We start from the raw sequence: 20840 nt of genomic DNA on the forward strand, positions 1-20840 counted from the left end.
TGGGGAGAAATAAAATGTTTAACAAGATTTTGATCGCAAACAGAGGAGAGATCGCTGTCCGCATTATTCGGGCCTGCCGGGAAATGGGAATCCAGACGGTAGCGGTGTACTCTGAGGCAGACAAGGACTGCCTTCACACTCTTTTAGCGGACGAGGCCATCTGCATCGGCCCCGCGCCCTCCACACAGAGCTATTTGAATATGGAGCGTATTCTTTCGGCCACCGTAGCAATGAAAGCAGATGCGATTCATCCCGGTTTCGGCTTTCTCTCTGAAAATGCCCGTTTTGCAGAGCTTTGCAGCAAGTGTAATATAACATTTATCGGCCCATCCGCAGAGATCATCAACAGGATGGGAAATAAATCCGCAGCCAGAAAAACCATGATCGAGGCTGGTGTGCCTGTGGTTCCGGGAAGCAAGGAAGCGGTACACACCTCAGAGTCCGGCCTTGCCATGGCAAAGGAAATCGGTTTTCCGGTGATGATTAAAGCCTCCTCCGGCGGCGGCGGCAAGGGAATGCGCATTTCCAGAAGCGAAGAAGATTTTACCGAGCATTTTACCGCGGCTCAGTTAGAGTCTGTCAAAGGTTTCTCCGATGATACCATGTACATCGAAAAATATATCGAAAAGCCCCGCCATGTAGAGTTCCAGATCATGGCAGACCGGTTTGGAAATGTGATCCACTTAGGAGAGCGCGACTGCTCAATCCAGAGACGCCATCAGAAGGTTCTGGAGGAAGCGCCCTGCAGCGTCATTTCCCCAGAGCTTCGTAAGAAGATGGGAGAGACAGCCGTGCGGGCGGCAAAGTCCGTGGGTTATGAGAATGCGGGCACCATAGAGTTCCTTCTGGACAAGGATAGAAATTTCTATTTTATGGAAATGAACACCCGGATCCAGGTAGAGCATCCGGTGACAGAGATGGTATCCGGCATTGACCTGATCAAAGAGCAGATCCGTGTGGCCGCGGGAGAACCGTTAAGCGTTACTCAGGATCAGGTAGAGATAAAGGGCCATGCCATTGAGTGCCGGATCAATGCGGAGAACCCGGAGAAGCATTTCATGCCGTGTCCCGGCCTGATCCGCACCGTCCATCTGCCCGGAGGAAACGGCGTCCGCGTAGATACCCATATTTACGGCGATTATAAGGTGCCTGCAAACTACGATTCCATGCTGATGAAACTGATCGTATATGACAAGGACAGGGAGGCTGCTATTGCGAAAATGCAGAGCGCCCTGGGGGAAGTTATCATCGAGGGCATTGAGACGAATATCAATTTCCAGTACGAGATTCTGGAAAATGAGGCTTTTAGGGCCGGTGACACGGATACGGCTTTTATTGAGAAATATTTCCCGGAGTATGTAAAATAATCAGTCAGAAAGGAAGTAGCCCCTATGCTGCGTAATATGTTCAAAAAAACGTATACCAAGATCGACACGATCTACAGGCCAAAGGCCGCGGACAGCGATGAGCCATCCATCCCACAGGGATTGTGGCGCAAGTGCAATAAGTGCGGGCAGCCGATCTATGTGGAGGATGTAGTGAACAATTATTACGTCTGCCCCAAATGCGACGGCTATTTCCGCATTCACGCATACCGCCGGATCGAAATGATCACAGATGAGGGAACCTTTAAGGAGTGGAATCAGGAAATGCCCTTTTCCAATCCCTTAAATTTCCCTAATTATGAGAAAAAAGTGGCAGCGGCCAGAGAAAAGAGCCATTTAAACGAGGCCATTGTCACAGGAAAGGCCATGATCGAGGGGAATCCCGCGGTGATTGGCGTCTGCGACGCACGGTTTATCATGAGCAGCATGGGCCACGTGGTCGGAGAAAAGATCACAGAGGCGGTTGAGAGAGCTACAGAGCAGAAGCTCCCTGTGATTCTGTTTGCCTGTTCCGGCGGGGCCAGGATGCAGGAGGGAATCGTATCCCTGATGCAGATGGCCAAGACCTCGGCGGCCTTAAAGCGTCACCATGAGGCGGGGCAGCTCTTTATCAGTGTCCTGACGGATCCTACTACAGGGGGAGTTACGGCAAGCTTTGCCATGCTGGGTGATATCATCATTGCAGAGCCTCATGCCCTGATCGGCTTTGCAGGTCCCCGTGTGATTGAGCAGACCATCGGCCAGAAGCTGCCTGAGGGCTTTCAGCGGGCGGAATTTCTGCTGGAGCATGGTTTTGTGGATATGATTCTGGAGAGAAAAGACCAGAAACGTGTCATCGGCCAGATTTTGTATATGCACAGAAACCATAAAATGACGGCTGCAGAACTGCCGGATGGCGTTTCTGACGCAGGGACAAAAGCTTGTGCAGAATGCGGTGTTCAGGCAGAAAGGACAGCTTGGGATACTGTTGTTCTTTCCCGAAAAGCCAACCGCCCTACGGCTCTTGATTATATCAACGCTGTTTTTGACGAATTTATTGAGTTCCACGGCGACCGTTATTTTAAGGATGACGGGGCTGTTGTGGGCGGTATTGCCCTGTTCCATGGAATGCCTGTGACGGTCATCGGCCAGCAGAAGGGAAAGAACACAAAGGATAATATCAAGCGTAATTTCGGTATGCCTTCTCCTGACGGATACCGCAAGGCGCTGCGTCTGATGAAGCAGGCGGAGACCTTCGGCCGTCCGGTGATCTGCTTTGTGGATACGCCGGGCGCTTTCTGCGGCCTGGAGGCTGAGGAAAGGGGACAGGGTGAAGCCATTGCGAGGAATCTCTTTGAAATGTCGGATCTGAAGGTTCCGGTTCTCTCGGTTGTGATCGGAGAGGGCGGAAGCGGCGGCGCTTTAGCCATGGCGGTGGCAGATGAGGTATGGATGCTGGAAAACGCTATCTATTCCATCCTGTCTCCAGAGGGATTTGCTTCCATTCTTTACAAGGACAGCAAAAAAGCTCCGGAGGCGGCAGAGGTAATGAAGGTTACGGCTGCCGACTTAAAGAAACTGGGGCTGATCGAGCGGATCATCCCGGAAGAAGAGCCTGCGGGCACGGACACCCTGTATCGGATTGCAGCAGCAATGGATCAGGCGATGACCGGTTTCTTTGAAACATATCTTCCTATGTCCGGCCGGGAACTGGCAGAACACAGGTATCAGAGATTTAGGAGAATGTGATGAGTAAATTCAAACCATTAGTAATTGGAGACCTGGTTGTGAAAAAACCGGTGATCCAGGGGGGAATGGGAGTAGGAATCAGTCTCCACCGTCTGGCAGGAGCCGTGGCAAAGGCAGGAGGAATGGGACTCATTTCCACGGCGCAGATCGGTTTTCGGGAGCCGGATTTTACCACGAATTTTATAGAGGCCAATCTGCGGGCTATTCGCAGGGAATTTAAGAAAGCCAGAGAGATCGCACCGGAGGGAGCCATCGGTTTCAATATCATGGTGGCTACCAAGCACTACGATATGTGGGTCAAAGAGGCAGTTTGTGCCGGAGCCGACGCGATTGTATCAGGAGCCGGTCTGCCGGTATCTCTTCCCGAATACGCCGAGGCGGCCTACGCTGAGATGAAGGCGGCTTATGAGGAGATGAAGGCGCGGCTGGATCAGGTGAAAACAGGAGCGGCAGAGCTGAAGGCCTCCTGTGAGGAGCTGTGCAGAAAACTCTCCCGACGGACAAAACTGGCTCCTATCGTATCCACAGCCAAAGCAGCTATGGTTATTTGCCGGATGTGGGATAGAAAGTACAACAGAGTCCCTGATTTTATCGTTGTGGAAGGTCCTCTGGCAGGAGGACATCTTGGCTTTTCAAAGGAGCAGCTGGCACAGTTTGGGGCGGATACGGATGATGTGGAAAAAACCTACAATCAGGCAGCCTATGACGAGGAAGTCCGTGCCATTATAAAGGTGGTCAGGGATTATGAGAAGAAATATGACACCCATATCCCTGTAGTCACAGCCGGCGGCATTTACACCCATGAAGATGTAGTCCACCAGTTTGATCTGGGAGCCGAGGGCGTTCAGGTAGCGACCCGTTTTGTTACAACAGAGGAATGTGATGCGCCAAAGATTTACAAGCAGGCGTATATCAATGCTGAAAAAAAAGATATTGTTATTACTCAAAGTCCTGTAGGTATGCCGGGAAGAGCCATTTTAAACCCTTTCCTAAAGAAGATAAAGGCAGGAGAGCGCCCGCCTATCCGGTCATGCTTTCAGTGTCTGGAGCACTGCGATATAAAAACAATCCCGTACTGTATTACAAAAGCTCTTGTCAACGCTGCTGAGGGCGACGAGGACGCGGCGCTTCTGTTCTGCGGAAGCAATGCTTACCGCGCGGATCGCATCGAGACGGTGGACGGGGTGATGAAGGCGCTGCTTTGCGGGTAAACGCGGGCATGGTTTTTGCGGAAAGACGGCAAAAAAAGCAATATTATCATAAATACCAAAAGAGACTGTAGATGCGCGTTTACAGTCTTTTTTGATATATAAAAAAGCCAGTATATACAGGCAGTTGACTTTTTTATTATTATCTGCTATGCTGTATAGGTTGGTTAGTTAAATCTAACCATAAAGATGAGGAGAAAATGGAAGTGACATATATATGGATTAATCCAGTAGTGGAACAAATGTATGAGGAATATGTACTGGATCAGTTTTTAAAACGGCATGGTCTGGAACGGGTGCGGTGCAGAACCGACTGGGGACGGATCGTGAAGGAAAAGTACATAAGGCTCATAACGGAGGGTGGTGAAACTGTGATGGACGCGCGATGTCCCATGGCCTGCGGACTGGTAAAGGAATGGGCGGAGGATAAATCGTCCTGTGAGAACAGCGGGCCGTTGAAAGTGAATGAGCAGATGGAAGGATACAGTATGAAGATAGCAGATATTGAGCCTATTCTGATCCATTGTGCGAGAGAGATATGCAGCAGGCAGGAGTTAAAGGATGGAAGGAAGATCATCACAACACCCTGTCAGGCGCTGGCTGATATGGGAAATTCACTGAAACTTTACAATACCCGTTTTTTTTCATGGAACTCGCTTCTGGAAACCCTTGGAGAGAGGCCTGAGGGAAATGTGCCGGAGTTCAGCCCGATTCCTCCCGGTTTTTTCCGCGAGCTGGGGCAGAGGACAATGAGCCTTACGGGAAGGGAGTCCATAGAACAGTGTGTACAAGACGGAAGCTGGCAACGGGTTCGTCTTGTGGAAATGCTGTATTGCCGCGATGGATGCCATAATGGGGATGGGGTGGTGACAGATGAAGCATAGGATGAAACGCGCAGCTGCCCCTCTGGCTGGAATTGGAGCGGTTGTACTGGTGTGGTATATGGTAAGCCGGTTGGGGCTTCTCAGCGCCTATGTGCTTCCTCCTCCTTCCAAGGTGTGGAGCAGCTTTATAAAAATGCTGGTCACAGGGGAACTTTGGAAAGACATATATATAAGCTATGTCCGGGTAATGAAGGGGTTCTCTATTGCATTTGTTCTGGCATTTCTGCTTGGAATGGTACGGAGCCTTCTGCCTGCGTCAGGCAGATATTATGAATTTATTGTTCAGTTTTTCCGTAATGTGCCGCCCCTAAGCATGATTCCTCTGCTGATCCTATGGTGTGGGATTGGGGAAATGACTAAGACGGTCATTATTGTCCTTGCATCCTTTTTTCCCATGTATCTGAATATTGTGAAGGGCTTTACAGGGTGCGACAGAAAACTGATGGAAGTAGGGGAGATGTTCGGATACTCCAAAGGGCGCCGTTTCCTGCGAATTGTTCTTCCCTATGCCCTGGCGGATATTCTGGTGGGTATGCGTATTGGTCTGGGATACAGCTGGCGCGCGATTATCGGCGCCGAGATGGTAGCGGCCTCCACGGGATTGGGTCACATGATTCTTTTTGCCCAGCAGATGTCCAGAACAGACAAGGTAATTGTGGGGATTCTGGTCATTGGAATTGTGGGATATGTGACAGACAGGGTTTTTGCCCTGGCAATCAGCAAATTATTGAAAGGATCCGGTGACAATGGCTGGGATTGAGCTTATAAACATACATAAACAGTATTGGGTAGAGAATAGAACGGTTAAGGTTTTGAACGGGATCAGCCTGCATATACCTGAGAACCAGATCACAGTAGTTCTGGGGCGCAGCGGCTGCGGAAAAACCACGCTGCTGCGGCTGACAGGAGGGTTAGAGAAGGCGGATCAGGGAGAGATCCGCTATGGTGAATCCCATAAGACTGCCTTCGTATTTCAGGAACCCCGGCTCATGCCCTGGCTTACGGTGTGGAATAATATAACCTTTGGCCTGTCTAAAAGGGAGCAGGATCGTAAAAAGATCGCCGATATCATCACCACAGCGGGCCTGACAGGGTTTGAAAAGGCCTATCCGGCCCAGCTTTCAGGCGGGATGCAGCAGAGGACAGCCATCGCCAGGGCTTTGGCCTATGAGCCGTCTTTTATCATGATGGACGAACCGTTTGCGGCCCTTGACTATTTTACCAGGGAACAGATGCAGAAGGAGCTTATGAGAGTTCAGAAAAAACAGGGCAGCAGTATTCTGTTTGTAACTCACAGCATTGATGAGGCCCTGATTCTTGGGCATAAGATTGTCGTGATTGAAAAAGGGCGCATAAAAGCCCAGTATCAGGTTCCTGAAACAACCGGCGAGAGGAATTTGCTGGATGATATGTTTATTTTTCTCAAAAGGAATATTATTACAACTTTAGATTACAGCAGTTAAAATACAGGAGGAATATATTATGAAAAGATGGATCGCTTTAGGACTGGCAATATGTTTGGGAGTGACAGCCCTTACAGGCTGCACAGGATCATCGTCAGCGGTGACAGCAGAGACTCAGACAGAGGAGCAGGAAAAGGGAACGGAACAGAGGGCGCAGTCTGGAATGGATAAGCTGGTGTTGACCTATGTGGTTTCGCCGCTGAATGTTCCCTCCATTATTGAGAGGAAACAGGGAATATTTGCAAAGAATTTTGAGGATATGGGTATTTCGGTAGAATATGCAGAGATAAATTCAGGGGCCGACCAGACCCAGGCTCTGGCCTCCGGGGATGTTCAGATCCTTTACGCTGTGGGAGCAACCTCCGTTATCTTATCAGCGGCCAACGGGGCTGATATTAAGGTGCTTAATATGTACAGCAGATCACCAAAGGCATTTTGTATGTATTCAAAGGATGAAAGTCTCACTTCACCGGAAAGTCTCCGGGGAAAGACCATTGCCGGACCGGCAGGAACAAATCTGCATGAGCTTCTGGCGGCATATCTTGCAAAGGGCGGCATGACAATTGATGATGTAAACTATGTGAATATGGGGATTGCGGAGGCAAAGGCAGCTCTGGACGGCGGCAGCACAGATGTGGCCCTGATTGCGGGGGCAACGGCATATCAGGCAAAGCAGCAGGGATACCATCTGGTAGCTGACGGGGAAGGCCTGATAAAGGCAATCATCGCAGTGGCTGTAAGACAGGATTTTTATGACGCAAATAAGGACGTCATTGAGAGATTTATGAAAGCCCAGGAAGAAATTGCCTCATTCATGCAGGAAAATCAGGAAGAGACGCTGAATATTGTGGCGCAGGAACTGGATCTGGATGAGGAAGCAGTAAAAGAAATGTATGGATATTACGATTTTTCCATGGATATCAGTGACGAGGACAGAGACGGTTTTCAGAAAACGGCTGATTTCATGCTGGAATCCGGAATGATTGATCATGCTTTGGATGTAAATACGCTGTTTATTCAGTAGTTTGCCAGAGGTTTCCTTGACCAAACCTGAAAATCCGGGTAAGATAAATACAGTGAAATGGCCGCCTGTGCGTCAGTAAGAGGATGCTATGGAGGCCATTTTCCTGTTTTAGATAAAGGGAGCTGGACAAAATGGACAAAAAGAAAGAATATCTTATAGGAGATGTCTCGCGTATCGTAGGTCTGAGCAGGGATGCGCTGCGGTTCTATGAAAAAAAGGGGATTATCCATGCAAAGAAGAAGGAAAATGGATACAGGTATTTTTCCGATGAAGATATATACCGTCTGATGTGCATTGTATACCGCCGGAAGATGAATGACAGCCTGGAGGAGATAAAGGATTTTGTTAAGGACGATATGCCGGTTGCCCATATGTGGCAGCATCTGGAGCGCAGGATTGGAGAGGAGGAAGAGGAGATATGCCGCCGCAGGCAGACAATTGCCAGACTGAAGCTTTCCATTCATGATATGGAAAACATTGAGGCATATGAAGGAAAATGTGTCCTTAAGGAGCTGCCTGCAGCGTATATTCTGGATACCTGCGAGGATCTCTATGACAGCCTGCGCCAGTGGTTTTCCATGTCATCGGAGGTCAGCGGCCTGGATATGGCTTATTTTTATAATGTGTTCTCCATGAGAAATGGTATGTTGGAAAATGAGGGAACCCAGCTTTTGATTTACAAAGGCCTGGAACCTTTTATCAATTCCGGTTTTGACCTGTCGGCCTGCTTGTCGACAGAGCCCTTGCCCTGCGTCTATCGGGTGGAAGCCTCCAAAGACCTCCTGCCAGACGCCGCGGCGGCAGAAACGATGGCCGATTGGGCAAGCTCTCAGGGATTTGTTCCCACAGGCGTATTCTACTCTAACAATATGACGTCCTTTTTGGGAGAGGATACGAATATTTATTATCTGGAACTGTATATGCCGGTGATCCCGGCGGGAAAACAAAAATAAATAAAGATGGGGGATGGCCTGCCGCAGGAGAAAGCTCCTGACAGCGGGCCTGCGTCATTTCTGACATCCCAGAGAATAAACCATGGAGTAAGACCAGGGTCAAGTCAGTTTATAAAAACGTAAAAAAATGTAAATATTCTTACAAAAAGGTCATTTTAACGTTCTGAATGTGGATAAAATTTTAACAATATTCAATATTTCCACAGGAAAATACATATTTCCCCAGAATATCCCCTGCATTTCCCCATGGTATAAACAAAGTTATCCACTGACTTATCCACATTATCCACCGTCATATACAATATATATGGTGGAAATAGGTCAAAACACAAGATTTAGTTTGTGGATAACTCTGGCAATATGGCGTTTACAGTTCCTCTGCCGCTGCCCTCTCCTTTGGACGTCCCAGAGTGGTGATAAAGTCGATCAGATAGGAGGAAATCATAACAGTAACCAGAGAATATATGATCCGTCGCACGGGGATATAGGAGAGCGATAATACCAGCACGGTAAGATCCGTAAACAGATAGGCTCTGGAAATACGCCAGCCTGTGATCTTTGCAATCACGAGGGCCAGAGCATCGTCACCGGCGCAGGAAGCGCCCTGACGGACAACCAGCCCACAGCCGATACCAATAAAACACCCGCCCGCTACCGCTGCGAAAAAGGGCGAATCAGCCAGACTGGGAAGAACCGGAGGGAACAGCTCCCACAGGCGAAAAAAGCCTGCCATACAGGCAGTGGCAAAAATGGAAGTTTTGAGAAATTCTTTTCCAAGATACTTAAAGCCCATAAGATAGCTGAGGCAGTCAAGAACTGGCGACAGCATAGAGGATGACACGCCCAGCCAGAAGTTCAGCAGAAGGATCAGGCCAAGTATGCCTCCTTCTGTAATATCTGCCTGTTGATGGACATTATAAAGCCCAAAGGTAGTGATGGCCGTGCCGAGGACAATAGAAACAACGGTTCTGGGAACAAAGGTCTCCTTCAGTTCCCCCTTAATGGTGTGTGACAGCTTTTTAAGCTGCAACATAATAAAACATCCTTTCTGAAATATGGTGTATCCTCCAGATGCCGAACCCATGTAAAGGGGTGTTTATTCCCGTCAGTCCGGTAAGGAGCGATATATTCCTATTATAGCAGATGAGGGTGGAGGGGTGTCAAGAGGGGGAAACTGCGGGACGCACAGCGAATGTATGGCATATCCCATTGGTTTCCTGCATACAATACCAGATAAAATACGGTTGTATATCAAAAGGAGGCTCCCCATGCTTAACTACCTCTGGTCATCAATGATCCTTACAGGTACTCTCTGGGCGGCCGTCCATGGGCGGTTGGATGATGTGACCCAGGGAGCTTTAACGGCTGCTAAGGAGGCGGTAGCGCTGTGCGTCACCATGTTAGGCGTCATGTCCCTGTGGACGGGCGTATTGGAGATTGGAAACAGCGCCGGGCTGATCGGACAGCTTTCAAAGGCCATGAGACCGGTCCTGCGGTTCCTTTTCCCTGATCTTGCGCCGGACAGCAGGGCAGCAGAACATATCTCTGTCAATTTCATTGCAAATATGCTGGGGCTTGGCTGGGCGGCCACGCCAGCGGGCTTAAAGGCCATGGAGGAACTGAAAAAAACGGAGGAATCCCGTTACGCCGCGGGTACCTCGCCATACTGTTCCCAGACGCCTCCAACGCCTGAGGCACGGCGGGATCCGCCCTGTCTTACCACCGCCACACCGGAGATGTGTACCTTTCTTATCTTAAATATCTCTTCCCTTCAGCTGATCCCTGTCAACATTATTGCCTACCGCAGCCAGTACGGCAGTCCGTCTCCTGCAGCCATCACAGGCCCCTGTCTGGCGGCAACGGCAGCCAGCACTCTGGCGGCAGTAGTGTTTTGCAGGGTGATGGGCCGACGAAGCAGAAGGTAAAACGGAAAGTAACTATTGACGCCTCCTCCAAACAAAATTACAATAAAATCAAATCACAGTGCATATTCAGCTTCTGGAGTGCACATGATAAAAGGAGGAAAACCCATGACAACCCCGACTTTATTAAACTGGGCCGTATTAGGAACGGGTGTGATCGCAAATGAGATGGCGTCTGCTCTGGCCGGTATGGGCCGCAGTCTTTACGGCGTGTGCAACCGCACCTATGAAAAAGCGTCTGTATTTGCAGAAAAATACGGCGTAAAGCAGGTATACCCCACGTATGATGCCCTTTTCTCCGATCCCAACGTAGATGTGATCTATATCACCACGCCCCATAACACCCACTACAGCTTTATAAAAACTGCCCTGGAACACAAAAAGCACGTTCTGGCAGAAAAATCCATTACCCTAAACAGCAGGGAACTGGAAGAACTGACTGTGCTTGCCCGTGAGAAAAACCTTGTTTTTGCCGAGGCCATGACCATTTGGCATATGCCCCTTTACAAGAAACTGTGGGAGCTTACAGAAGGCGGGAACCTGGGAAGAGTTCAGATGATTACGGCCAATTTCGGCAGCTTTAAGGACTATGACATGAAGAACCGTTTCTTCAACCGAAGTCTGGCCGGCGGCGCGCTGCTGGATATCGGCGTTTATGCCTTAAGCGCCATCCGCAGTTTTATGGAAGAGACGCCGGATCAAATTCTCAGCCAGATGCTGCCTGCGCCTACCGGCGTAGACGAACAGGCCACCATTCTCCTGAAAAATAAAAAAGGACAGATGGCCACGGCGGCTTTGTCCCTTCATTCCAAGCAGCCCAAGCGAATGATGATCAGCTGCGAAAATGCCTATATTGAAATTATGGAATATCCCAGAGCGGACGAGGCCGTCATTACAGACGCCGTGACCGGAAAGCGCACGGTGATCCATGAGGGAAATACAGCAGACGCTTTAAAATACGAACTTTTAGATATGGAAAGTGCTGTTTTAAATGGTGAGCGATCCGTTATGAAGCTGGATGAAACCCGTGATGTTATGGCAATGATGACTGCCCTGCGTAAGGAGTGGGGCTTAACGTATCCAGAGGAAGAGTAGGCGGTCCGCCTGCTCTTTCCTGTTTCTTCGGTCGTGCTTGTATCAGATGGGGGCATCTGCATGAAACAAAAACAGAATACAGAGACAAATACTTGAAAAGGAAAAAGAATTGAATACGTTAAATATAGAGACAGAACGTCTTGTTTTAAGAAACTTTACAGAGAATGATCTGGAAGCGCTGTACGGTATTTACAGCGATACAGAGGTGAACCGTTTTCTTCCATGGTTTCCGTTAAAAAGTATGGAAGAAGCGGAGACATTTTTTAAAGAGCATTATAAAAACTTGTATGACAGAGCGGGGTTTTATGGACTGGCCGTCTGTCTTAAGACGGATAACAGGCCTATTGGATACATTCATGTGAGCGCCGACGACAGCCATGATTTTGGCTATGGACTTAAGCAGGAGTTCTGGAACCAGGGAATCATGACGGAAGCCGCAAAGGCAGTAATAGAGCAGCTGAAAAGAGATGGTATTTCGTATATCACTGCTACCCACGATATAAAGAATCCCCGAAGCGGCAGCGTCATGAAAAAACTGGGAATGAAATATTGCTATTCCTACCGTGAGCAGTGGATGCCTAAAAATATTCCCGTAATCTTCCGTATGTATCAGCTGAATCTGGATGAAAATGAAAGCCGTATTTATAAGAAATACTGGAATGAGGCAGAGGTTCGGTTTGTAGAGAAGATGGAGGACATGGGTGTCTGACAGGCAATACGATGCATAAAAACGTTAAAAAGCAAAAAATAATCTTGACAAACGAGTATACCCGCTCTATAATCCTACTAAACCTAGTAAAACAGTATGAATAAAGGAAAGGACCTCAGGCTGGAAGGCTGGCGGCAGGCGAGTCTCTGCTTCCTGTGAGGAAAGGGTGACGTTTATGGCAGGTATTTTTAAGGGAATGACAGAACTGGTAGGAAATACGCCTCTTGTAGAGGCGGTAAATCTGGAGAAGAAGGAAGGATTAAAGGCGAGACTTCTTCTGAAATTAGAGTATTTTAATCCGGCTGGAAGCGTAAAAGACCGTGTGGGTAAGGCCATGATCGAGGATGCGGAGGCAAGCGGCCGCTTAAAAGAGGGCTCCGTTATCATTGAGCCGACCTCCGGAAATACAGGAATTGGCCTGGCATCTATCGCGGCGGCCAAAGGCTACCGGGTGATCCTGACCATGCCTGACACCATGAGCGTAGAGCGCAGGAATATTTTAAAGGCATATGGGGCAGAAATTGTACTGACGCCCGGCGCACAGGGAATGAGCGGAGCCATTGCAAAGGCCGCTGAACTGGCAAAGGAGATTCCGGGAAGCTTTATCCCCGGCCAGTTTGTAAACCCTGTAAATCCCAAGGCTCACAGAGCGTCTACAGGCCCGGAGATCTGGAGAGATACAGAGGGTGCGGTGGATATCTTTGTAGCTTCTGTGGGAACCGGCGGAACCATTACCGGGGCCGGCGGATACTTAAAGGAGCAGAAACCGGAACTTAAGGTAGTTGCGGTAGAACCTGCCACTTCTCCGGTTCTTTCCGGCGGAAAGGCCGGAGCACATAAGATCCAGGGAATCGGCGCAGGCTTTGTACCTGAGGTATTGGATACAACTGTTTATGATGAGATTATCACTGTGGATAATGAAGTTCCCTTCGAGACTTCGCGTATGCTGGCCCGGACGGAGGGTGTACAGGTCGGTATTTCCTCAGGAGCAGCTCTTTACGCGGCGCTGCAGGTTGCAAAACGGCCTGAAAACGAAGGAAAGACTATTGTAGTGCTGCTGCCTGACAGCGGCGACCGCTATTACTCCACTCCGCTGTTTACAGAAGGATAAGGCTCAGCATCGAAGCCAAGCTGCATCGGACGCCGATTTTCGGTAATGAAAAACATAATCACCGCCTGACAGGAATAGGTTTTATAAAAGGCTCTGATCCTATGGATCGGACGCTTAAAACGATTTCTGTCAGGCGGTTTTTTATGACGTTTCTGCTTTTTTTGTCAGAGGCCATGGTGCCTCTTATGATCTTTTATATGGTTGGCTTTGGCCTACTGTCCGGCCGGCCGGTTCTGGACGATTTTATCCGTGGCGCCAGGGATGGAATGAAAACCGTAGCAGGTATCTTTCCTACCCTTGTGGGCCTGATGGTGTCAGTGGGCGTCTTGCGTTCCTCAGGGCTTCTGGATGCTCTGGGAGAGCTTTTAAAGGCTCCCGCTGCCCTTGTGGGCCTTCCTGCGCCTATTCTGCCCGCGGCGCTGGTACGCCTGGTGTCCAACTCTGCCGCTACGGGTCTGGTTCTGGATCTTTTTAAGGAATACGGCACGGAGTCGCGGATTGGTCTTATGGCCTCAATCCTGATGGGAAGCACAGAAACGGTTCTTTACTGTATGAGCATCTATTTCGGTTCTGTGGGAATCCGAAAGACGCGCTACACTCTGGCCGGCGGCCTGTTGGCCGCGCTGGTCAGTCTGGCGGCCAGCGCGGTGCTGTCCGGCTTGATGGCAGGAGGATGAAATAAACCGCAGATGATCTGATCGGATGACTCCGCCGGAAATATCCATTGCAAAATACCCGCCGGCACACTATAATTGAGCGTGTGTATCCCTGGCTTTGTTCACGGAACGTAAGGCGATACCGTTAGGACGCCGACAGCAAAGCAGTTTGGGAAATTACGTGTACCTAAACAGAACCATACAGATAGAAAGAGGTTACATATGGAACGATATCAGAAATTTCGGAAGGAATTTCCGCGTTTTTACTATCATGGATATAGGACAGAAGAAAATGAACTTGTATATAAGATTACATTTGACTTTGAGATAGAGGGGCTATCCTCCTTTGCCCCTACCTGGACATTTCCAAAATGTACAGAACAGGGAAAAACCTGGGATAATGACCCTTTATTTCAAAAGATGGTTTTTTCCCTTGGCATGGTGGAGCTGGCAAGCTACTGGAAACTGACCTGTTCCCCTCAGGTTATTGTGGAGGCGGGCAATTTAAGCGGCGATCAGATTCTTTGGTGGAAGGATCTGTATTTTAATGGTCTGGGAGAGTTCTTCTATATCAACCAGATCAAAGAAGCTGATCCGGCGGATTTTATGGAGATCATATGCCGGGGGAAAGACGCCATAGAAACCGTTTCCTCCTCTGGCGTCAAAGGACGTCCTGCTGCTGTTTCCGGTGCAGAAAATGGCGTCTTGGTGCCTATCGGCGGCGGTAAAGACTCCGCAGTTACCCTTGAACTTCTGCGCAGCGCCGGTGTGCCGATTTACGCCTATATCATTAACCCCAGAGGGGCAACCGTCCATACCACCGAGGCGGCGGGTCTGGATGCGGACCATGTGATCAGCGTAAAGCGTACCCTGGATAAGCGTATGCTGGAATTAAATGGAAAAGGATATTTAAATGGCCATACCCCTTTTTCCGCCCTGGTGGCATTTTCCAGTATCATGGCAGCCAGAATGGCCGGACTTTCCTATGTGGCCCTGTCAAATGAATCCAGCGCCAATGAAAGCACTGTAAAGGGAAGTACGGTCAATCACCAGTATTCCAAGAGTTTTAAATTTGAAGAGGATTTCCACCGCTATGAGATGGAATATCTTTCTGGGAGCGCTTATTATTTCAGTATGCTGCGCCCCTTAAGTGAGTTCCAGATCGCCCGGTATTTCGCGTCTCAAAAGCAGTATCATGCCATATTCAGGAGCTGCAACGCAGGCAGCAAGACGGACAGCTGGTGCGGACATTGTCCTAAATGCCTGTTTGTATACCTGATCCTGTCTCCCTTCCTTACAGAGACGGAAACAGAAAAAATCTTCGGACGAAATATGCTGGAGGACAGAGAACTGAAGCCTCTGCTGGAGCAGCTTACCGGTATTCAGGAGGAAAAGCCCTTTGAGTGCGTCGGAAGCCGGGATGAGATCAATACAGCTATCATCCTGACCATTGACCGTATGGAGGCAGAGGGAAAGAAACTGCCTATGCTGCTGGAATATTATAAGGGAATGGGACTTTATGACCAGTACAAGCCCATGGGAGACCGGTTCTCGTCCTATTTTGACAGTCAGAACCTGGTGCCAGCTCCATGGGAGGAGCTGGTGAAAAAAAGCTGCACAAAGGAAGCATAAGAAGCGAGGAGAAACAGAGTGATAGAGAAAATAGAACCCTGGATACAGGGAAAGCGGGTGCTTTTGCTGGGATTCGGGAGGGAAGGAAGATCTACATATAATGTACTCAGGCGGCTGGGAACCTGTTCCGTCCTTGATGTAGCCGATCAGCTGGCTTTGGAGGATCAGCCGGAAGGCATTGAAACATGGATCAGCGGCCCTGATTATCAGAGCTGTTTGAATGACTATGACGTGGTCTTTAAAAGTCCCGGCGTGGTCTTAGAACGTCCTGCGGAGGAATACCGCTGCCAGATCTTATCTCAGACCGAGGTATTTTTCCAGTGCTTTCGGGATCAGATCATCGGGATCACGGGGACGAAGGGAAAAAGCACCATTACCACCCTGCTGTATCACCTGTTAAAGCACGCAGGCTATGATACCATTCTGGCGGGAAATATAGGTATTCCGGTATTCGATCTGATGGAGGATATACGGCCGGAGACAATCATTGTCTGCGAGCTGTCCTGCCACCAGCTGGAATATATGACCGTCTCCCCTCACATTGCTGTCCTGTCCAATATCCATGAGGAGCATCTGGATCATTACGGAACCATGGAAAAATACGTTCGTGCCAAGGAACATATTTTCCTTAACCAGAGGCCGGAGGACGTGCTGATCTGCAGTGTACAGTGCCTGCCTGAGCCGGGGGAATGTGTCTCCAGGCTGATTACTGCCTGCCCCGCGTTTGCGGAACCGCCTCTGGACAGGTACTGGAAGGAGAAAAAGACGCCTGTCCGTCAGGATGCTCCCTCTCTCTGCGTAGAGGAAAACGAAAACGCTACCATCATCCGCTATGAGGGAACGGTTTACCGTATTCCTCAGGACAGGATTCGTCTGATGGGACAGCACAATTACTTTGATATCGGTTTTGCGTATGCCGTATGTCGTATTCTTCATATGTCTGAAGAGGATTTTACGAAGGGACTCATAGACTACGAGCCTCTCCCTCATCGTTTACAATTTCTGGGAGAACTGAACGGCGTAAAATACTACGATGATTCCATTTCCACCATCTGTGAAACAGCGATTCAGGCTTTAAAAACCTTAAAGGATACAGATACTATTCTGATTGGCGGTATGGACCGGGGAATTGATTATCGGGAACTGATCGAATATCTGTCCCGATCCCCGGTTCCCCACATCATCCTGATGGAGGCTACGGGGAAACGGATTTTTGAGGAGATTACAGAGGATTACCCGGAATTTGAGAATATGCAAAGACTGATTCCGGCAGAGCATTTGGAGGATGCGGTGCAGATTGCCAAAGAAGTAACAAGGCCTGGACACAGCTGTGTTATGTCTCCGGCAGCTGCCAGCTACGGCATTTTCCGAAACTTTGAGGAGCGCGGTGAGAGGTTTAGGGCGCTGGTATTTGCAGAACAGCCGGAAAACACAGTTTTTTAAGAATTTTATAAGCATTTTGGGGCTTGTATGAGCAGGGAAAATACTGTACAATCAGTAGAGCATATCTGAAAGATACAGAAGGTGAAAGGAAAAGACGTGGAGAAAACCTACGATACACTGAACGATGTACTGGTAAATCTGTTCCGTGATATTAACGATATCGAAGAGAAGGCGATTACCAGCTATGAATACAAAGATCTGACGAATAACGATATGCACGTGATCAACGCCATCGGAGTAGGCACAAAGAAAAATATGTCATCCATCGCAAAGGAATTGTCGGTTACGGTAGGAACGCTTACCATCTCCATGAACAGCCTTGTAAAAAAGGGATATGTGGTTCGCTGCCGCAGTACAGAAGATCGGCGGGTCGTTCATATTTCACTTTCTGAAAAAGGAATCAAAGCATACGAGCACCATAAGCATTTTCACGAACAGATGATACAGGGAGTGGTAGATACGCTGACAGACGAAGAGCTGAAGGCTCTTGTAAAAGCGCTGACAAAGCTGACCTCCTGGTTTCGTAGCTTTGAGGAGAATTAAAGGAGGCATTTTTTAAAATGAAAAAATGGTTATTGGGCTTAATGGCGGCGGTTATGGCAGCATCTCTTGCAGCCTGTACGCCCACAACACAGAAGCAGAAAGAGACAACAAAAGCGGCTGCAGAGAATAGCGCTCCAGCAGTAGTTTCTACTACCGGAGGCGCATCCGACAAGGTGCCGGATCCCAATGTAGCGCCCGTAGCTGTGATTTCTGTCTACCACAAGGGCGATGGCGACAGTCTGGTTCAGGAGATGGATTCTCTGGATGATGATAATCTGGACGCCCAGGCCTTGGTAGATAAGATGGTTGAATATGGAATTTTTAAGGAAGGAACAGAAGTCCTTTCCTTTGACAAAACCGGAGAAGGCGAGAATTCCAAAGCCGTCCTTAATCTGAATCAGGCTGAAAACAACGAAGGCGTCTCCGATACTCAGTTTCTGGTTGAAATTGGAAATACCTTTATTGAGAACTTTGAACTGGCATCCCTGAAGATTCAGGTCAATGGCAAGGACATGGCCGGTGCAGAGAACTTAAGCTATGTGACAGACTTTGAGAGCGTGGAGTAGGGAATACTGCCGCAGTAAGAATATTTGTTTGATACGTGAGAATCAGTCGGGACACTTCTTGAGAGAGGGGTGTTTCGGCTGTTTTTTATATAAAAACTGGTAAGCTGGATATTTAAATTTTACCGCAGCCTACCAGTTTTGGTTTATTCGCTCAATTTAAAAATTAAAACTCAGCCATAGCCGCCTCATCAGCTACTACGATCACATCGTTATGCAGCTGCAGGATAGAAGCCGGAACCTGTGGTGTCACAGGGCCGCAGAGTGCTTCGCGCAGGATACGGGCTTTATCTGCTCCGCTGGCAATAAGAAGGATTTTCTTAGCCTGCATAATCGTCTTGATACCCATGGTATACGCCTGTCTGGGAACATCGTCAATGGAGGCAAAGAAGCGTTTATTTGCCTCGATGGTACTTTCAGTTAAGTCCACGCAGTGAGTCATTTTCGCAAATTCAGAATCAGGCTCATTGAAACCGATGTGACCGTTGTGTCCGATGCCTAAAAGCTGTAAATCAATGCCGCCGATATCGTCGATTACGCGGTTGTAGCGGGCGCACTCAATGGCGCTGTCAGGCTCGGTTCCATCGGGAATATTTGTGTTCTTTAAGTCGATATTGATATGTTTAAAGAGATTATTGTACATGAAATAATAATAACTCTGGTCATTTTCCTTTGTAAGGCCCTTATATTCATCCAGATTTACCGTCTTTACGCCGGAAAAGTCAAGATCTCCCTTATTATTCCAGTCGATCAGCTGCTTGTAGGTGCCAAGGGGAGAAGAACCGGTAGCCAGACCAAGCACGCAGTTTGGTTTCATGATTACCTGCGCTGAAATAACGTTGGCAGCCTGACGGCTCATTTCATCATAATTTTTTGCTTTATAGATCCTCATAATACGTTCCAACCTTTCCGAAATAAAAAAATTTTCTTGCAAATTTCTCTATATAGAATAACATTTTCCCAACATACTTTCAAGAGGAAAATCATATAAATAATGGTAACAGCGCAGATTATACAGGTATCAGCGGATGGGGGAAACGGGACGTTGAAATCCGCTGACGGCGCAATCGGGAAATGGTACAAGGAGTGGGAAATATGGTAAATTATCGGAGACTTATCTCTTATATCTATGCCTATGAGGGAAGCATGAAAGGGAAAAATATAGGGTTTGCCAAGCTGGAGTCCAGAAACGGCCAATGCCGTCTGAACGTAAATGTAAAAAAGGTATATGCCGGAGGCGGCGATCTGGGAGTGTACCTTCTGTCATCTTCACAGGAGATATTTTTGGGAAATATGTTTATCCACAATGGGGCGGGAGAGTTCAGGGCTGTTTTGCCGCTTGAAAATATCTCAGGCTCAGGATGCTCGATGGAAAGCTGCTACGGCCTGTCTGTTCACGAAAAAAATGAGGACTGGCGGGTATATAAGACCATATGGGAAGATGCTGTGACCCAGGCGGCAGAACTGGATCTGGCAGAAGTGACATCTCAGAACATGGGGGATGCCAGCGAACAGATACATAGAAAGCTGACGGAACTGAATCAGGAGATTCAGGCAGAGGAAGAAAGGCTGGAGGAAGAACGGGCTCAGATCGTGCAGGAGGCAAAACGGGAGGTAGATGAACGGAAAGCAGAGACTGTGAAGGAAATAGAGGCTGCGGAAACGCAAAAACCTGCGGAAGAAAGATATGAAAATATTCCAAGAGAGAGCAGAAAGGTGGGAAGTGGAGCACAGCTGCTGCTGCAGAATATAAATAGAGTGGGAAATGTGCTGGGGATTTTATCTCAATCCCAGACAAGCAGGAATGCAGGGGGAGGGGGGTCGGATTTTAGCGGATTAGAACCAGGAGCAGCCGCTTCTCCAGACCGCAAAGATTCTGCCTTAACTGTCCCGGAATCGTCAGCCTCAGTATCGTCCCCTCCGGATTTGCCAACTCCGGCAGATGACGCCCCATCGTCCTCAGCGTCTGCCGCTCCAGGTGCGATACCGAAAGCCCCGGCTGTCGGGGACGGGACGCCGGCGTCTCAGCCGGCCCCAAAGCCTGAGATTATCCAGGCTCCTCAGGAAGAAGAGTTTTTGTTAGGCGATCCGGAAGCATTGGCGCGCCTGGAACGGGAGGAACATATGAGCCGTCCGGATCTTCTCTGGGAAACCTTTCGCAAACGCTATCCAAAGATTCAGGCCTTTGACAGCCCGGGGTCTATTGAAATCCTTACAATCCGTCCCCAGGATATTGGTCTTCTTCCGCGGGAAAACTGGAACTACGGAAATAACAGTTTTCTGCTGCATGGCTATTATAATTACCGCTATCTTGTATTCGCGCGGGTGAGAGATGAAGCGCGGGGACGTACCCGCTACATTATTGGCGTACCCGGACATTATTACAGCAATGAAAAATATATGGCCTCTATGTTTGGCTTTCCTCATTTTGTTCTTGCAAAGAAACAGCCTGTTCAAAATGGCCGCTTTGGCTACTGGTACGCGGATGTTAGAATGGAGAATACAGATTGACAGAACCCAT

The 20840-nt window shown here is 48.7% G+C and carries 19 protein-coding genes and 1 pseudogene; 18 read left to right on the top strand and 2 right to left on the bottom strand.

Going from position 1 to position 20840, the window contains the following annotated elements; translation table 11 throughout:
• Positions 1-14: 14 nt before the first annotated feature.
• The 8 genes from HW447_RS14530 to HW447_RS14565 all read left to right on the top strand — a co-directional run bounded on the left by HW447_RS14530 (position 15) and on the right by HW447_RS14565 (position 8645).
• A complete protein-coding gene (locus tag HW447_RS14530) occupies positions 15-1367 on the top strand; it encodes an acetyl-CoA carboxylase biotin carboxylase subunit (RefSeq protein WP_176255845.1) in 1353 nt (450 codons plus the stop codon).
• Positions 1368-1391: 24 nt separating this feature from the next.
• Positions 1392-3113 (top strand): acetyl-CoA carboxylase carboxyltransferase subunit alpha, encoded by a 1722-nt coding sequence (locus HW447_RS14535; RefSeq protein WP_176255846.1) that lies wholly within the window; start codon positions 1392-1394, stop codon positions 3111-3113.
• The gene (locus tag HW447_RS14540; RefSeq protein WP_176255847.1) at positions 3113-4324 is read left to right on the top strand and encodes an NAD(P)H-dependent flavin oxidoreductase; all 1212 of its coding nucleotides are present in this window, start codon (positions 3113-3115) and stop codon (positions 4322-4324) included. The genes HW447_RS14535 and HW447_RS14540 overlap by 1 nt, the downstream gene beginning before the upstream one ends.
• Positions 4325-4527: 203 nt before the next feature.
• Positions 4528-5205, top strand: a complete 678-nt coding sequence (locus HW447_RS14545) for a hypothetical protein (protein ID WP_176255848.1) — start codon at positions 4528-4530, stop codon at positions 5203-5205.
• Positions 5195-5965 (top strand): ABC transporter permease, encoded by a 771-nt coding sequence (locus tag HW447_RS14550; protein WP_176255849.1) that lies wholly within the window; start codon positions 5195-5197, stop codon positions 5963-5965. Before HW447_RS14545 ends, HW447_RS14550 begins: the two co-directional genes overlap by 11 nt.
• Positions 5952-6668, top strand: a complete 717-nt coding sequence (locus HW447_RS14555) for an ABC transporter ATP-binding protein (RefSeq protein ID WP_176255850.1) — start codon at positions 5952-5954, stop codon at positions 6666-6668. The genes HW447_RS14550 and HW447_RS14555 overlap by 14 nt, the downstream gene beginning before the upstream one ends.
• A gap of 19 nt (positions 6669-6687) precedes the next feature.
• Positions 6688-7692, top strand: coding sequence for an ABC transporter substrate-binding protein (locus tag HW447_RS14560; protein ID WP_176255851.1), 1005 nt, complete (start codon positions 6688-6690; stop codon positions 7690-7692).
• A gap of 131 nt (positions 7693-7823) precedes the next feature.
• Positions 7824-8645 (top strand): MerR family transcriptional regulator, encoded by an 822-nt coding sequence (locus tag HW447_RS14565; protein WP_176255852.1) that lies wholly within the window; start codon positions 7824-7826, stop codon positions 8643-8645.
• A gap of 367 nt (positions 8646-9012) precedes the next feature.
• Here HW447_RS14565 and HW447_RS14570 read toward each other — a convergent pair whose 3' ends face one another.
• Positions 9013-9678, bottom strand: a complete 666-nt coding sequence (locus HW447_RS14570) for a YitT family protein (RefSeq protein WP_176255853.1) — start codon at positions 9676-9678, stop codon at positions 9013-9015.
• Positions 9679-9913: 235 nt separating this feature from the next.
• On the opposite strand from HW447_RS14570, the gene HW447_RS14575 reads away from it, so the two are divergent.
• From HW447_RS14575 to HW447_RS14615, 9 genes are all read left to right on the top strand, one after another.
• Positions 9914-10570, top strand: a complete 657-nt coding sequence (locus tag HW447_RS14575) for a nucleoside recognition domain-containing protein (RefSeq protein ID WP_176255854.1) — start codon at positions 9914-9916, stop codon at positions 10568-10570.
• Positions 10571-10675: 105 nt separating this feature from the next.
• Positions 10676-11662 (top strand): Gfo/Idh/MocA family protein, encoded by a 987-nt coding sequence (locus tag HW447_RS14580; RefSeq protein ID WP_176255855.1) that lies wholly within the window; start codon positions 10676-10678, stop codon positions 11660-11662.
• A 109-nt stretch (positions 11663-11771) separates the two neighbouring features.
• Positions 11772-12371: a GNAT family N-acetyltransferase gene (locus HW447_RS14585; protein WP_176255856.1), complete on the top strand. Its 600-nt coding sequence runs from the start codon at positions 11772-11774 to the stop codon at positions 12369-12371.
• Between the two features lie 175 nt (positions 12372-12546).
• Complete coding sequence (gene cysK / locus HW447_RS14590) at positions 12547-13482, top strand: cysteine synthase A (RefSeq protein ID WP_176255857.1); 936 nt, start codon at positions 12547-12549, stop codon at positions 13480-13482.
• 143 nt (positions 13483-13625) lie between these two features.
• Positions 13626-14159: a nucleoside recognition domain-containing protein gene (locus HW447_RS14595; RefSeq protein ID WP_176255858.1), complete on the top strand. Its 534-nt coding sequence runs from the start codon at positions 13626-13628 to the stop codon at positions 14157-14159.
• Positions 14160-14360: 201 nt separating this feature from the next.
• On the top strand, positions 14361-15770 hold the full coding sequence (locus tag HW447_RS14600; protein WP_176255859.1) for an adenine nucleotide alpha hydrolase family protein: 1410 nt from the start codon (positions 14361-14363) through the stop codon (positions 15768-15770).
• Positions 15771-15788: 18 nt separating this feature from the next.
• Positions 15789-17213 (top strand): UDP-N-acetylmuramoyl-L-alanine--D-glutamate ligase, encoded by a 1425-nt coding sequence (gene murD / locus HW447_RS14605; protein WP_176255860.1) that lies wholly within the window; start codon positions 15789-15791, stop codon positions 17211-17213.
• Between the two features lie 81 nt (positions 17214-17294).
• Positions 17295-17756, top strand: coding sequence for a MarR family winged helix-turn-helix transcriptional regulator (locus HW447_RS14610; protein WP_176255861.1), 462 nt, complete (start codon positions 17295-17297; stop codon positions 17754-17756).
• A gap of 17 nt (positions 17757-17773) precedes the next feature.
• Entirely contained in the window at positions 17774-18322 is a 549-nt protein-coding gene (locus tag HW447_RS14615) for a hypothetical protein (protein ID WP_176255862.1), read from the top strand.
• Between the two features lie 163 nt (positions 18323-18485).
• Here HW447_RS14615 and nagB read toward each other — a convergent pair whose 3' ends face one another.
• Complete coding sequence (nagB, locus tag HW447_RS14620) at positions 18486-19211, bottom strand: glucosamine-6-phosphate deaminase (protein ID WP_176255863.1); 726 nt, start codon at positions 19209-19211, stop codon at positions 18486-18488.
• Positions 19212-20305: 1094 nt separating this feature from the next.
• On the opposite strand from nagB, the pseudogene HW447_RS18500 reads away from it, so the two are divergent.
• Positions 20306-20830, top strand: a pseudogene (locus HW447_RS18500) (DUF6128 domain-containing protein); the annotation flags it as partial.
• Between the last annotated feature and the right edge of the window lie 10 nt (positions 20831-20840).

It is taken from the genome of Enterocloster alcoholdehydrogenati (genome assembly GCF_013282095.1).
GTDB lineage: Bacteria > Bacillota > Clostridia > Lachnospirales > Lachnospiraceae > Enterocloster > Enterocloster alcoholdehydrogenati.